The following is a 14,047-nucleotide window of genomic DNA, read 5'->3' as shown; positions in this document are numbered from 1 at the left end:
TCAGGAAAGCAAAGCCCCCCGTGTTTCATTCTTTTTTTCCACAGCCGAAGGCGTTCTTTACTTCGCTCGTCGTTTGGACCCTGATTTCCATTGCCGGATGGTATCTCGTCGCCGCTGGTCTCGGTGCATCGCTCGGTTATGCGCCGGTTGCCGAGGAACAGCAGCCGATCGATCTCTCATTCTTCCTGCTACCGGAAAATGTCTGGTTCTACAGCTATTTTTTTCTGTCGGCGCTGGTCTTCTGCGGCGCATGGCATCTGATAGCGCGGAACCATCCCTGGAAGCTGTGGTCGATCTGGGGTTCGGCGCTGATCATTTTCGTGACCTATTTCGGCGTCCAGATCAGTGTCGTGATCAACAACTGGCGCCGGCCGTTCGGTGACCTCCTGCAGAACGCATTGTCGAAGCAGCCGGGCATTTCCGTCGACAATTTTTACAGCCTGATGTGGGTCTTCTGTCAGATCGCGTTCCTCAGCATGTTCGTGTCGATCATGACCGACTTCTTCACCAGTCACTACATCTTCCGCTGGCGCACGGCGATGAACAATTTCTACATGTCGAAGTGGGAAAAGCTGCGTCACATCGAAGGCGCCTCACAGCGCGTTCAGGAAGACACGATGCGCTTTTCAAGCACGCTCGAAGGCCTTGGCATCAGCCTCATCAACTCGGTGATGACGCTCGTGGTATTCCTTCCGATCCTTCTGGCGCTGTCGCATTATGTAACGGAACTGCCGTTCATCGGGCCGGTGGCGAATTCGCTCTTCTGGCTGGCGCTGTTCTGGTCTGCGTTCGGCACGCTCCTGCTGGCGGTTGCAGGCGTCAAGCTGCCGGGGCTGAACTTCCGCAATCAGCGCGTGGAAGCGGCCTATCGCAAGGAACTGGTCTATGGCGAGGACCATGCAGAACGGGCTCATCCGCTGACAGTTACGGAACTCTTCGGCAACGTCCGCCGCAATTATTACCGCATGTATTTCCACTACATGTATTTCAACGTCGCCCGCTATTTCTATATCCAGGCCGACGCGCTCTTCGTGGTCTTCATGCTGGTGCCGACGATCGTGGCGGGCACGATCACTTACGGTATCTTCCAGCAGATCTCGACCGCCTTCGGCCAGGTCAGCAACTCGTTCCAGTACCTTGTCAATTCCTGGACGACGATCATTGAGCTGCTCTCGATCCACAAACGTCTCAAGGCCTTCGAAGCGGCAATCGACGACGAGCCGCTGCCGGATATCGACCAGCGTTATCTGGAGCGTGAGGCAGGTGTGGTGCACGCCGACGGTTGATGAGTGGGGGATTTCGCAGCGATCGGAAGGTTGGCGTTTGCGGCCCCCTCATCCGCCTGCCGGCACCTTCTCCCCGATGGGGAGAAGAGACTTGCGGAGACGTCTCGTTTCCCCTTCTCCCCAGCGGGGAGAAGGTGGCCCGCAGGGTCGGATGAGGGGGCTGCACGGCACCACGCCTCATCCTAAGATAACTTATCAGAGCCCCGACGCCCGCTCCAGTTTTCCGCGCGCTTCGATCATCGGGATCGCTTCCGAATAGCTGACGCAGGCGACGTCGGTGCGGTGGCAGACGTCGCCGACCAGGCGGTCGAGAGCGCGCCAGTAGGCGCCGCCGTTCATTTCGACGAAGTGGAAGCCGAGTTGCAGGGGAATTCTGCTGCCGGCATATTGCTTGTCGAAAGCCTCTTTGAAGGCTGAATAGGCGCGCTGCTCGAAGGCAGCGCTGTCTGCCGAATCTTCCTCGCCCTTGGAATGGCGGACGAAGAGGTTGTAGTCCATGCCGATGATCGGTTTTTCGTTCGGGCCTTCGGGGATCAACGGCAGGCCGAAGCGGATCATGCCGTCTTCCTCGACAGGCATGGCCGGGCCTTTGGTGACGAGGCTCGCATCATAGCTGAAGCCCGCCTTCTTTTCGGCGGTGATCATATCGGCGCCGGCCGTCGCGGAGAGGTAGGGGGCGCGAAAGCCCTTGATGCCGTGATCGACCAGGTCCTGCCAGCCGGCCGGCTCCTCGAGGCCGACGCTTTTCCACGCATTTTTCAGGGTCGTGCGAAAGGTCGCGTATTCGGCCGACCAGTCGGCCTCGCTCCACTGGCGGCCGTCAAAATGGCCGCAGGCATGGCTCGATATGTCGTGGCCTTCGAGATGGGCATGCCAGATATTGCCGAGGCGCTCGCGGATCTCGTCGTCGCTCTGGGCAAAGCCGACATTGGATTTTCCGCGTTTCTGATGCGGTGCCTGGTAGGCCTTTTTCGCCGCCTCGTTCATCAGGAAGGTGCAGGAGAGGAAATAGGTGAAGTGGGCGCCGTTCTTCGCCGCCATTTCGCGGCTCTTCAGCCAGAGCGCATTGTCGTGGGCGCCGTCGAAAGAGATGATGACGAGCTGTTTCGGCCGGTCGGCCGCCTCCGCCACCGCAGGAAGAACGAACGAGGCAGCCAGATAGGTGGCGAGAAGAAGACGAGACATGGGCACCGCGACAATTTGTTCGCGGTTTCCCTCCAATAGAATTGCGGCGAAGCTGCGGTCTTGCTGGCATTTTTTCCCGCCAGCCGCTAAGCCATGACAAACGGCACGGAAGGGATCCGCAATGACATTGCTTATCGTCGGCATCGTACTTTTTCTCGGCGTGCATCTGGTGCGGGTGGTGGCTCCGGGCTTTCGTCGCTCGATGATCGCAAGGCTGGGCGAAAATGGCTGGCGGGCCGGCTATTCGGTTGCCAGCATCCTCACGCTGATCCTGCTGATCTACGGTTTCGGCCAGGCCGGGCAGGTGACCGGCATGCTTTACAATCCGCCGGTCTGGATGGCGCATATCGCCATTACGCTGATGCTGATCGCGATGATCTGTCTCGTCGCCTCGCTGCTGCCGGCGGGGCATATCGCGACGAAGACCAAACATCCGATGGTGCTGTCGGTGAAGATCTGGGCGCTGGCGCATCTGCTCGCCAATGGCGAGACGTCGTCGGTCCTGCTGTTTGCAGCCTTTCTCGCCTGGGGCGTGATCCTGCGCATTTCGCTCAAGCGCCGTGAGCGGGCCGGCGAAATCACGCTCCGGCCCTTCGTCTCGGCCAAATACGACCTCTATGCCGCCTTCATCGGCATCGTGGTCTGGGCGCTGATCATCTGGAAGCTGCACGAATGGTTGATCGGGGTTTCGCCGCTCGTCATGACCAGCGCATAAGCCCGAAAATCGATTCCGATTTTCGGAAAGGATTATGCGCGGATTCAAAGTGTTAGAGCGTCCTTAGCGCGTCCTGTCGGACGCGCGGCGCTCTAATCTTTCACATCCCCCTTACAACGGCGGCAAAATGGGGTAGAAGGCCCGACAATATGCATTATGCATAGTGTGAGTATTTCCGCGGCCGGAGACGAGAATGGCATTCAACGACGACAGCTTCATCCGTGAAGTCAATGAGGAATTGCGGTCCGACCAGATGAAGGGCGTCTGGCGCCGTTTCGGCCGCTATATCATCGTCGTCGCCATCCTGATCGTCGTCGGCACCGCCGCCAAGGTTCTCTATGAATATTGGGACGACAACCGCTCCTCCAGCGCCGGCGACCAGTTCCTGGCGGCGATGAAGCTTGCCGACGAGAACAAGAACGACGAGGCGCTGGCCGCGCTCGACAAGCTGGAGAAGGAAGGCCATGGCGCCTATCCGGTGCTGGCGCGTATGCGGGCCGCGACCGTCCAGGCGCAGAAGGGCGATGCGGCTGCTGCGGTCGCCGCCTTCAACGAGATCGGCAAGGACAATGGCGTTCCGGCTGCCGTGCGCGATGCCGCCAAGATGCGCGCCGGCTGGCTGCTGATCGAAAACGGCTCCTACGAGCAGGTTTCGGCGGCGATCGAGGAAATGGCCGTGCCCGGCAATGCCTTCCGCCATTCGGCGCGCGAAGCGCTCGGCCTTGCTTCCTATAAGGCCGGCAACATGACGCAGGCGCGGCAATGGTTCCAGTCGATCGTCGACGATACCGACAGCCCGCGCAATGTTGGCAATCGTGCCCATATGATGCTTGATCTCATTACCGCATCCGGCAAGGCGCCCGCCGCGCAGGGTTAAGCTTAAGGAAAAAGAATGAGTTTCACGGTCGCGATCGTCGGTCGTCCGAATGTCGGTAAATCGACGCTTTTCAACCGGCTTGTGGGAAAGAAGCTGGCGCTTGTCGACGACACGCCCGGCGTGACCCGCGACCGCCGGCCGGGCGACGCGCGGCTGATGGGCTTGACCTTCACGATCATCGACACGGCCGGCCTGGAAGAGGCCGACGAGGAAAGCCTGCAGGGCCGCATGCGCGCCCAGACGGAAGCGGCAATCGATGAGGCCGATCTTTCGCTCTTCGTCGTCGACGCCAAGAACGGGCTGACGCCGGTCGATACGGCGCTTGCGGAAATGCTGCGCCGACGCGGCAAGCCGGTGGTACTGGTCGCCAACAAATCCGAAGCGCGGGGCTCCGACAGCGGTTTTTACGACGCCTATACGCTCGGCCTCGGCGAACCGACGCCGATCTCGGCCGAACATGGGCAAGGCATGCTCGATCTGCGCGATGCGATCGTCGAGGCGATCGGCAAGGACCGGGCCTATGCCAAGGAGGACGTTGCCGTCACGGACGTCGATATTCTCCATAGCGCGGGCGACGAGGGTGAGGACGAAGACGAAGAGCCCGTTTATGACGACACCAAGCCGCTCCGGGTGGCGATCGTCGGCCGTCCGAATGCCGGCAAGTCGACGCTGATCAACCGCTTCCTCGGCGAGGACCGGCTTTTGACCGGGCCGGAGGCAGGCATTACCCGTGATTCCATCTCGGTCGAATGGGACTGGCGCGGCCGCACCATCAAGATGTTCGACACCGCAGGCATGCGCCGCAAGGCGCGGGTGACCGAGAAGCTGGAGAAGCTTTCCGTCGCCGATGCGCTGCGCGCCATCCGCTTCGCTGAAACCGTCGTCATCGTCTTCGACGCGACGATCCCTTTCGAGAAGCAAGATCTGCAGATCGTCGATCTGGTATTGCGCGAGGGCCGCGCGGCCGTTCTGGCGTTCAACAAGTGGGACATGATCGAAGACCGGCAGGCGGTGCTTGCGGATCTGCGCGAAAAGACCGACCGGCTGCTGCCGCAGGCGCGTGGCATCCGCGCCGTGCCGATCTCCGGCCAGACCGGCTGGGGGCTTGATAAGTTGATGCAGTCGATCATCGACACGGATAGGGTCTGGAACAAGCGCATCTCGACGGCGCGGCTCAATCGCTGGCTGGAGACGCAGCAGATCCAGCATCCGCCACCGGCTGTTTCCGGCCGCCGGATCAAGCTGAAATATATGACGCAGGTCAAGGCTCGGCCGCCGGCGTTTATGATTTCGTGTACACGGTCGGATGCGCTGCCGGAATCCTATACGCGCTATCTGATCAATGGGCTGCGCGCCGATTTCGATATGCCGAGCGTGCCGATCCGTATCCATTTCCGCTCGGCCGAGAATCCGTTCGAAGGCAAGAAGAGACGGACGTAAGAGTTTAGAGACGATGGCTGGCGTCGCTGCGCTTGGCACCCCCCTCTGTCCTGCCGGGCATCTCCCACAAGGGGGAGATCGGCAAGAAGCCATGCCTCGCCCTAAATTTGCGGTTCATGTGATGGCCAGTTGTTTGGGGGAAACCATCGGGCCCAGCCGATCTCCCCACCTGTGGGCGAGATGCCCGGCAGGGCAGAGGGGGGTATCACAGGCGCTGTGATAGCTATGGCAATCTAAGCCGCACTTCTATTCAGCGCCTCGCGCAACGCCACGATCTCGCTCTGCAGCCGGGTGAGGTCGACTGCATCGCGGCCGCTGGCGGCGGCGATGCAGCCGGGGATGGCGAGTGCTTTTTCCTTCAGACGCTTGCCTTCCTCCGTCAGCCGAAGCACGACGACGCGCTCGTCGTCCTTGCTGCGCTCGCGCCTGATATAACCGGCACTTTCCAGGCGTTTCAGCAACGGCGTCAGCGTGCTCGATTCCAGGAAGAGCTTTTCGCCGAGGCCGCCGACGGTCTGGCCGTCCTCGCTCCACAGCGCGACCATGGCGAGATATTGCGGATAGGTGAGGCCGAGCGTGTCGAGAAGCGGCTTGTAGACGCGGTTGAGAGCGTGGCTTGCCGTGTAGACGGCGAAGCAGATGAAATCGTCGAGCTTCAGCTGATCCTGCATGGTCATCTCCAGAACTGATCGAATTTATATCGCGCAATAAATAATTGGAAGCGATTTTTATGCATGGCAGACATACCGAAATTTGAATTGTCCAATAAATAATCGTGCGCGATATAAATGTCGTGTTCACGAAGGACACCGAAACCGAGAGGACGAGACAATGTCGACCATCAAGACTGCAGTTTCCGCAGCAGCACTCCTGGCAGCTTCCGCCGTCGGCGCGCTGGCCGATCCGGTACTGGAACCGACCACGCAGAAGTTCATCGACAGTCTTGCCGGCGGCAAGCCGATCTATACGCTGTCGCCGGCCGATGCCCGCAATGTGCTGGCCGGCGCGCAGAAGGGCGACGTGAAGAAGCTTGCCGCGCAGGAAGAGAACAAGGTCATCAAGGCAGGCCCGACGGATAGCATCAAGCTGCGCATCGTCCGCCCGGAACATGCCAAGGGCACGCTGCCGGTCATTCTCTATTTCCACGGCGGCGGCTGGGTGCTGGGTGATGCCGATACGCATGACCGGCTGGTGCGCGAAATCGCCAACGGTGCTAATGCCGCCGTCGTCTTCGTCGATTACGAACGCTCGCCGGAAGCCCGTTATCCCGTCGCCATCGAGCAGGCCTATGCCGCGACCAAATATGTCGCCGAGCATGCCAAGGAATTCAATGTCGATGCCGGCAGGCTCGCGGTGGCAGGCGACAGCGTCGGCGGCAATATGGCGGCCGTCGTGACGCTGCTTGCCAAGGAACGCGGCCGTCCTGCCATCGACCAGCAGGTGCTGTTCTACCCCGTCACCGACGCCAGTTTCGACAATGGTTCCTATAACCAGTTCGCCGATGGTCCGTGGCTGACGAAGGAGGCGATGAAATGGTTCTGGGACGCTTACCTGCCCGACGAAGCCAAGCGCAAGGAGCCGACGGCTTCGCCGCTGCAGGCATCGCTCGATCAACTCAACGGCCTGCCGCCGGCGCTTATCATCACCGATGAAAACGACGTGCTGCGCGACGAGGGCGAAGCCTATGGCCGCAAACTCAGCCAGGCCGGCGTCAAGGTCACCTCGATCCGCTACAACGGTACGATCCACGACTTCGTGCTGCTGAATGCGATTACCGAAACGCCTGCCGTCCGCAGCGCAATTGCAGTCGCCAACGACACGCTGCACAGCGCCCTGCACAAGAAGGATTGATCAGTCTCCGGAAGGGAGAGGCCCGGCGGTTTCGCCGGGCTTTCGGCTTCTTGGAAGCGACTTGGCAAATTGCCAGGCTTTCTTCCATTTCGGCGTGATGACGCCGTTGGCGGCGCGGATGTTGTTGATGAACTGCAGCGTCGCCGCTTCCCAGGAATATTGCATGGCGAGCGCATGCGCCTTCTCCCGCGAAGCGGAAAGCGCGGCAAGACAGGCGGCGCGCAGGTCCATGTCCAGCGCACCGACCTCGCTGTCCTCGCCGATGATGTCGAGCGGGCCGGTTACCGGATAGGCAGCGACCGGTACGCCCGAGGCCAGCGCTTCGAGGATGGTGTTGCCGAAAGTGTCGGTGAGCGAGGGAAAGACGAAGACGTCGGCCTGGGCATAGGCTTGTGCCAACTCCTCGCCGAATTTCACGCCGGCGAAGAAAACATCAGGATATTGCTTTTCGAGCTCGGCGCGGGCCGGCCCGTCGCCGACGACGACCTTCGAGCCCGGCAGATCGAGATCGAGGAAGGCCGGCAGGTTCTTTTCCAGTGCCACGCGACCGACGGTCATGAAGATCGGGCGCGGCAGGCCGAAGGGCTTTTCCTCAAGCGCCATCGGCCTGAATTGCGTGGCGTCGATGCCGCGGCTCCAGGGCATGAGATTGCGGATGCCTTTTTCCGACAGTTCGCGCGCAAGGCTCGGTGTCGCCACCATGCAGCCGGCGCCGCCATTGTGGAACCAGCGGACGAATGAATAGAGCCAGCTCTTCGGGATCGGCAGGCGGGCCGCGACATATTCCGGGAAGCGGGTGTGGTAGCTCGTCGAAAATGGCATGCGGTTCTTCAGGCACCAGCGGCGGGCGGTCAGCCCGAGCGGCCCTTCGGTGGCGATATGCACGTAGGAGGGATTGTGCTTTGCGATCTCGCGGGCGATGCGGCGATAACTGGCGATCGACAGGCGGATCTCGGGATAGGTCGGGCAGGGGATGCTGTTGAAGCGCTCCGGCGTCACCATCGAAACCGCAACGCCCATCTTGGCCAGTTCGCGATTGGTGTTCTCGATCGAACGCACCACGCCATTGACCTGCGGATGCCAGGCATCGGTGACGATGACCAGCCGTTCCGGCAGATTTCCGGCGGCTGCGGCATTGGCCCAGCTCTCGCCGCTGTAAGTGTTTGCCGGACGTTGCAGCATGTTGTGATTTCCATCCGCGTTGCAGTGATCTGTCAACGCTCAACCCCAAAGCGGGGTTCCGGAACGGCGATTCCCGCTTGCCTATTTTGAGGCATGACCATGATGGAAATATTACAGCCGCTTGCCAATGTTTTCAGGCATTTAGCGGTTCGATCGCCGCGAATATGTCAGCGGCCGATGATGTTTTCAGGCAGAAAGAATGACGGCGCCGGTCGAGGACCGGCGCCGCTTGGGAGGTTAGGCGGCAGCGGAAGCGGAACCGGCGAGCGGAACTTCCGAGATCGTCTTCAGGACCTGCGAAGCGATCTGGTAGGGGCAGCCCTGCGAGTTCGGGCGGCGATCTTCCAGATAGCCCTTGTAGTCGTTCTTGACGAAGGAGTGCGGGACGCGGATCGAAGCGCCGCGGTCGGCAACGCCGTAGGAGAACTTGTTCCACGGAGCCGTTTCATGCTTGCCGGTCAGGCGCTTGTCGTTGTCAGGACCGTAGACGTTGATGTGGTCCATCAGGTTCTTTTCGAACTGCGCCATCAGCGCTTCGAAATAGGCCTTGCCGCCGACTTCGCGCATGTACTTGGTCGAGAAGTTGCAGTGCATGCCCGAACCGTTCCAGTCGGTGTCGCCGAGCGGCTTGCAGTGATACTCGATGTCGATGCCGTATTTTTCGGTCAGGCGCTGCAGCAGGTAGCGTGCCATCCAGATCTGGTCGGCGGCCTTCTTGGAGCCCTTGCCGAAAATCTGGAATTCCCACTGGCCCTTGGCCACTTCGGCATTGATGCCTTCGTGGTTGATGCCGGCAGCGAGGCAGAGATCGAGATGTTCTTCGACGATTTCGCGGGCGACGTCGCCAACGTTCGAATAGCCGACGCCGGTGTAGTAGGGGCCCTGCGGAGCCGGATAGCCCTGCTCGGGGAAGCCGAGCGGACGGCCGTTCTGGTAGAAGAAATATTCCTGCTCGAAGCCGAACCAGGCATCTTCGTCGTCGAGGATGGTGGCGCGAGCATTGGATGCGTGCGGCGTGACGCCATCGGGCATCATGACTTCGCACATGACGAGCGCGCCGTTGGTGCGGGCCGGGTCGGGATAGATGGCGACGGGCTTCAGCACGCAATCGGAGCTACGGCCTTCGGCCTGCTGTGTCGAGGAGCCGTCAAAGCCCCAGAGCGGAAGCTGTTCCAGCGTCGGGAATGCGTCGAATTCCTTGATCTGCGTCTTGCCGCGCAGGTTCGGGACCGGAGTGTAACCATCGAGCCAAATATACTCGAGCTTAAATTTTGTCATCGTGACTCTCTCAATGCTACGAAGGTGAGCAAATCCGGAGACGATCTCGGCGCATGCACGCATCCGACCGCCAGGGGATGCACCTGTTAATGCATGTAGCGTGCCAGTTTGATGCCCGGTTAAGGAAAAACCCGAATCAGCCGGTCGGCACCGGTGTTTTTCTATCTTTTGATAACGGCCTTTGGCACGGCCGAGGGCTGATTCATCAAGAAGAAAGAAGATTTTCCGCTTTGGAACCGGATGAAAATTTGGGCGTTAGCCCTAAGTGATGAAGTGTTGAACAAATAGGCGGACGCTTCTCACGTAGCCAGCATATCGATCAATCACAACTATAGCTATGCATATAATTTGTGCAATTTGCATAAACTATGTGCATTGTGCTATGGTTTCGGTGCTGAATGTTGATGCGAGAGCTGAATGGAGGCGATCTCATGCCCACCGGTTTCCATCGTGAATCCGCAACGATCTACCAGTTTCCCGTCAAGCCGACGCGGGCCGCCAACCGGTTCGAACGCGCCCGGCTGATGGAACGCGAGGCCGCTGAGGTGTGCGATGCGGCGCTCGATAGCTGCTGGTATCATGACGAGGCGGTTCGCGGACCGGATCGGCCGACGAAGTCCTGATTTTTCAATACCCTCAACCGCGGCGAAATGTCGACCGGCGAGAGACCTTTGCGCGCAATCGGACTGTCGCCATGCGCGGTCTCAGCCGCCGCTCATTCCAAGTTTTTCCTTGGCCACCAATGCGCCGTGTTCACTGACGACGCGGGCTGCAACGCCCGCGGCAAAGCCGGCGGCGGCGGTTGCTTGTCCGGTTTCAAGATAGTGTGCGAGGAAGGCGCCGTTGAAACTGTCGCCGGCGCTTGTCGTATCGATCACCTTCTCCACCTTTTTGGCCGGAACGAAGGTTTCATCGCCGGAGAAGTTCAGTCGGACGCCGTCCGCGCCGTTCTTGACAACAATGTCGACGGCTCCGAGTGCACGGTAGCGCTGGATCGTCGCCTCGATCGAGGCATCACCGAAATGGGCGGCCTCGTCGTCGAAGCTCGGCATGACGAGTACGGAGGAGCGGGCGCCTTCGCTGATCGTCGCGTGCATCACGTCGTAGCTCGCCCAGAGGCGGGGACGGATGTTGGGATCAAACGCCACGAGCTTGCCGGCCGCCTTGGCACGGCGGGCTTCGGCCAGCAGCGTCGCTGCGTCTTCCTGCGGAAGAATGGCAAGGGTGATACCGGAGAAATAGACGACGTCGGCGCTCTCGACCGCCTCGCGCAGGTGGTCAGGATCGGCGGCGAGGCTGCGGGCGGCCGAATTGTCGCGCCAGTAGCTGAACGAGCGCTCGCCGTTCTTCAGGCTGATCATATAAAGGCCGGGCGTCTTGCCCCTGATGCGGCGGATGTGGCTCGTGCCGATGCCTGCCTTGTCGATAAAGGCCACCATCTCATCCGACATGGCGTCGTCGCCAAGCGCAGTGAAATAATCGACCGACCAGTCGGCGGCAAGGCAGGCACGGGCGTACCAGGCGGTGTTGAAGGTATCGCCGGCAAACCCCTTGCGCAGCAGGCCGTCGCCGGCCTGCGAGAGTTCGACCATGCATTCACCGATCGATAGAAACCGTCTTGCGCTCACCTGATCCTCCGGGCATCGGAGCGCCGCTGATCAACAGGACGCTCTATCGCTTTGAATTGACGCTTCATCCGCTGATACGCGGAGCCGGGCGGGGTGACAAGCGCCGATGTAACGCGAAATGAAAAGCCCGCTTCGCGGACGAAGCGAAGGCGGGCTTTGGAGAAGGTTGCTTATTCGTGGATGGTGTAGCTGCCGAGCTGGCAAAGATCCTGCGTGTCTTCGGTGGTGTCGAGATCCGAATCTTCGTCGAATTCGAAGCGCATGTCGTATTTGCAGACGGTGCGGCCATCGGCGATGGTGATGTTCGCGCTTTCGCCCGGATTGAGAACATCCTCGCCGAAGACGTCTTGCTCCCAGCTGTCGACACCTGCCGGCGAGCTGTAGAAGCGGGTCAGCACGGAATTGGTTCCGTTGGTAAGCTGGAACTTGAGATCTTCGGCGTATGACGGCACGGCGGAGGCCGCGATAATCGCGGCTGCAACCGCGATCAATCCGGATAGTTTTGATTTCATATATGCGTTCCCCAGGCCCATGATCAGGCCGGTAAGGGTTAGCATACCCTCGGATAAATCTTTCTTATCAGAGGTTTTATACCCCAAAATAGGTCCGCTTCCGGGTTCTGGTCAGGGCCTGTCCATATGATAGCAGGCCGCCTTCTGGCCGGGACGGACCTCCTCGGTCGGCGGCATTTCGGTGCGACAGATATCGGTCGCCTTCCAGCAGCGGGGGGAGAAGACGCAGCCTTTCGGCGGATTGAGTGGCGAGGGTGGATCGCCCTGCAGGCGGATGCGGGTGCGCAGGCGTGCGAGCTTCGGATCCTGGATCGGGGCTGCGGAAAAGAGCGCCTGTGTGTAGGGATGGGCGGGGTGATCGAAGACGGTGGCGCAGTCGCCTGCCTCCACTACGCGACCCAGATACAGCACCAGCACATCGTCGGAGATCAGCCGCACGACGGAGAGGTCGTGGCTGATGAAGATCAGCGTCAGGCCGAATTCCTTGCGCAGCTTGCGCAGAAGCGTGATCACCTGGCCCTGGATCGAGACATCGAGGGCCGAGACCGGTTCGTCGCAGACGATGAGCTTCGGCTTGGTGACGACGGCGCGGGCAATACCGATGCGTTGCGCCTGACCGCCGGAGAATTCGTGCGGATAGCGGTTGATCATCTCCGGCACCAGGCCGACGGCGCTCATGATCTCGCGCACGCGCTCGGTGCGCGCGGCCTTCGAAAGCTTCGGCTCGAAGACGGTGAGCGGCTCGGCGATGATGTCGCCCACCGTCATGCGCGGGTCGAGCGAGGCAATCGGATCCTGGAAGATGATCTGCATGTCGCGGCGGGCGGCGCGCATTTCCTCTTCCGAGAGGTCGAGAAGATTGCGGCCCTGCCAGAGGATGCGGCCCTTCTGCGATTTCAGGAGGCGCAGGATGGAGCGGCCGAGCGTGGATTTGCCGCAGCCGGATTCGCCGACGATGCCGAGTGTGCGGCCTTCGGCGAGATCGAAGCTGACATTGTTGACCGCGGTGAGAAAGACCGGCGGCTTGAACAAGCCCTTTGCCGGCAGTTCGAACTGGGTCGTCAGGTTCTCGACCCTCAAAAGCGATCGGTCAGCCATGGTTCAGCAGCTCCTCACGACGCGGGAAGGGGTGATAACAGGCGGCGCAGTGGCGCGGCGCCAGGGTTTCGAGCGGCGGTGGACGGTCGATGCAATCGTCCTGGACCTGGGAACAGCGCGGCGAGAAATTGCAGCCCTTCGGCAGATGCTGCAGGTTCGGCGGCCGGCCGGGAATGACGACGAGATCGTCGACATCCTGGTCCGGGCGCGGGATCGAGGCATGCAGCGCCGCCGTATAGGGATGGGCCGGATTGTCGAAGAGCTCGTCGACAGGGGCTTCCTCGACGATGCGGCCGGCATACATGACGGCGACGCGGTCGGCGAGGCCGGCGACCACACCGAGATCGTGGGTGATCATGATCAGCGCCGTGTTCATCTCCGCCGTCAGATCGTTGAAGAGATCGAGAATCTGCGCCTGAATGGTGACATCGAGGGCGGTCGTCGGTTCGTCGGCGATCAGGAGCTTCGGCTTGGTGAGCAGGGCCATGGCGATGACGATGCGCTGGCGCATGCCGCCGGAGAGTTCGTGCGGATAGAGATGGAAGCGCCGCGTCGGGTCGGGGATGCCGACGCGCTTCAGCATGTCGAGGGCGGCGTCGGAGGCGGCGCGCGCCGTCAGGCCGCGGTGAACCTCCAACTGTTCCGTCAGTTGCCGGGAAATCTTCAGCGACGGATTCAAGGCGGTCATCGGGTCCTGGAAGACCATGGCCATGTCTTTGCCGCGGATCTGATCGAGCTCACGCGGCTTCAGCGACAGCACGTCCTTGCGTTCAAGCAGCGCCTGTCCTGTCGTCCTGCCGTTCTTGGCAAGTAGGCCCATAATGCCGAGGAAGGTTTGGCTCTTGCCGGAGCCGGACTCGCCGACGATGGCGATGCGCTCGCCGCGCCGGACGGTGAGGTTCATGTTGGAGACCGCCTTCACCTCGCCGTCGGGCGTTGCGAAGGTGATCGAGTAATCCTCGAGTTCGAGGAGGATGTCTTTTTCTTGAGGCATT

15 protein-coding genes are annotated in these 14,047 nt (G+C 60.9%); 7 read left to right on the top strand and 8 right to left on the bottom strand.

Annotated features, from left to right (window positions below; translation table 11 throughout):
* The first annotated feature begins 20 nt into the window (after positions 1-20).
* Positions 21-1,286 carry a peptide antibiotic transporter SbmA gene (sbmA, locus tag CO666_RS04770; protein ID WP_097610970.1) on the top strand — a complete coding sequence of 422 codons (1,266 nt, stop codon included), beginning with the start codon at positions 21-23 and terminating at the stop codon, positions 1,284-1,286.
* A gap of 195 nt (positions 1,287-1,481) precedes the next feature.
* On the opposite strand, the gene CO666_RS04765 is transcribed toward sbmA, so the two are convergent.
* Positions 1,482-2,471 (bottom strand): polysaccharide deacetylase family protein, encoded by a 990-nt coding sequence (locus CO666_RS04765; protein WP_097610969.1) that lies wholly within the window; start codon positions 2,469-2,471, stop codon positions 1,482-1,484.
* Between the two features lie 121 nt (positions 2,472-2,592).
* Between CO666_RS04765 and CO666_RS04760 the strand changes: the two genes are divergently transcribed.
* From CO666_RS04760 to der, 3 genes are all read left to right on the top strand, one after another.
* Complete coding sequence (locus CO666_RS04760) at positions 2,593-3,186, top strand: NnrU family protein (RefSeq protein ID WP_097610968.1); 594 nt, start codon at positions 2,593-2,595, stop codon at positions 3,184-3,186.
* 193 nt (positions 3,187-3,379) lie between these two features.
* Positions 3,380-4,063, top strand: coding sequence for a tetratricopeptide repeat protein (locus CO666_RS04755; protein ID WP_097610967.1), 684 nt, complete (start codon positions 3,380-3,382; stop codon positions 4,061-4,063).
* A gap of 15 nt (positions 4,064-4,078) precedes the next feature.
* Positions 4,079-5,503: a ribosome biogenesis GTPase Der gene (gene der / locus CO666_RS04750; protein WP_097610966.1), complete on the top strand. Its 1,425-nt coding sequence runs from the start codon at positions 4,079-4,081 to the stop codon at positions 5,501-5,503.
* A 233-nt stretch (positions 5,504-5,736) separates the two neighbouring features.
* Here the strand turns inward: der and CO666_RS04745 are convergent, their stop codons facing one another.
* Entirely contained in the window at positions 5,737-6,174 is a 438-nt protein-coding gene (locus CO666_RS04745; protein WP_097610965.1) for a MarR family winged helix-turn-helix transcriptional regulator, read from the bottom strand.
* A 160-nt stretch (positions 6,175-6,334) separates the two neighbouring features.
* Here CO666_RS04745 and CO666_RS04740 point away from each other — a divergent pair, with 160 nt between their 5' ends.
* Positions 6,335-7,354, top strand: a complete 1,020-nt coding sequence (locus tag CO666_RS04740) for an alpha/beta hydrolase (protein WP_097610964.1) — start codon at positions 6,335-6,337, stop codon at positions 7,352-7,354.
* On the opposite strand, the gene CO666_RS04735 is transcribed toward CO666_RS04740, so the two are convergent.
* The gene (locus CO666_RS04735; RefSeq protein WP_097610963.1) at positions 7,355-8,536 is read right to left on the bottom strand and encodes a glycosyltransferase family 4 protein; all 1,182 of its coding nucleotides are present in this window, start codon (positions 8,534-8,536) and stop codon (positions 7,355-7,357) included.
* Positions 8,537-8,773: 237 nt separating this feature from the next.
* Positions 8,774-9,814 (bottom strand): glutamine synthetase beta-grasp domain-containing protein, encoded by a 1,041-nt coding sequence (locus tag CO666_RS04730; RefSeq protein ID WP_085737990.1) that lies wholly within the window; start codon positions 9,812-9,814, stop codon positions 8,774-8,776.
* Positions 9,815-9,867: 53 nt separating this feature from the next.
* On the opposite strand from CO666_RS04730, the gene CO666_RS33520 reads away from it, so the two are divergent.
* Both CO666_RS33520 and gstI read left to right on the top strand, forming a co-directional pair.
* A complete protein-coding gene (locus CO666_RS33520; RefSeq protein ID WP_143540242.1) occupies positions 9,868-10,083 on the top strand; it encodes a hypothetical protein in 216 nt (71 codons plus the stop codon).
* Positions 10,084-10,245: 162 nt separating this feature from the next.
* On the top strand, positions 10,246-10,437 hold the full coding sequence (gene gstI / locus CO666_RS04725; protein WP_010068489.1) for a glutamine synthetase translation inhibitor GstI: 192 nt from the start codon (positions 10,246-10,248) through the stop codon (positions 10,435-10,437).
* Between the two features lie 81 nt (positions 10,438-10,518).
* On the opposite strand, the gene CO666_RS04720 is transcribed toward gstI, so the two are convergent.
* The 4 genes from CO666_RS04720 to CO666_RS04705 form a co-directional block, all read right to left on the bottom strand.
* Entirely contained in the window at positions 10,519-11,442 is a 924-nt protein-coding gene (locus tag CO666_RS04720) for a sugar kinase (protein WP_097610962.1), read from the bottom strand.
* Between the two features lie 170 nt (positions 11,443-11,612).
* On the bottom strand, positions 11,613-11,954 hold the full coding sequence (locus CO666_RS04715; protein ID WP_097611036.1) for a hypothetical protein: 342 nt from the start codon (positions 11,952-11,954) through the stop codon (positions 11,613-11,615).
* A gap of 111 nt (positions 11,955-12,065) precedes the next feature.
* Positions 12,066-13,052, bottom strand: a complete 987-nt coding sequence (locus CO666_RS04710) for an ABC transporter ATP-binding protein (RefSeq protein WP_097610961.1) — start codon at positions 13,050-13,052, stop codon at positions 12,066-12,068.
* Positions 13,045-14,046, bottom strand: a complete 1,002-nt coding sequence (locus CO666_RS04705; protein ID WP_097610960.1) for an ABC transporter ATP-binding protein — start codon at positions 14,044-14,046, stop codon at positions 13,045-13,047. Before CO666_RS04705 ends, CO666_RS04710 begins: the two co-directional genes overlap by 8 nt.
* Position 14,047 lies beyond the last annotated feature (1 nt).

Origin of the sequence: Rhizobium chutanense, from assembly GCF_002531935.1 — a bacterium.
Lineage (GTDB): Bacteria > Pseudomonadota > Alphaproteobacteria > Rhizobiales > Rhizobiaceae > Rhizobium > Rhizobium chutanense.
This window is presented reverse-complemented; position numbering and strand designations above follow the sequence as displayed.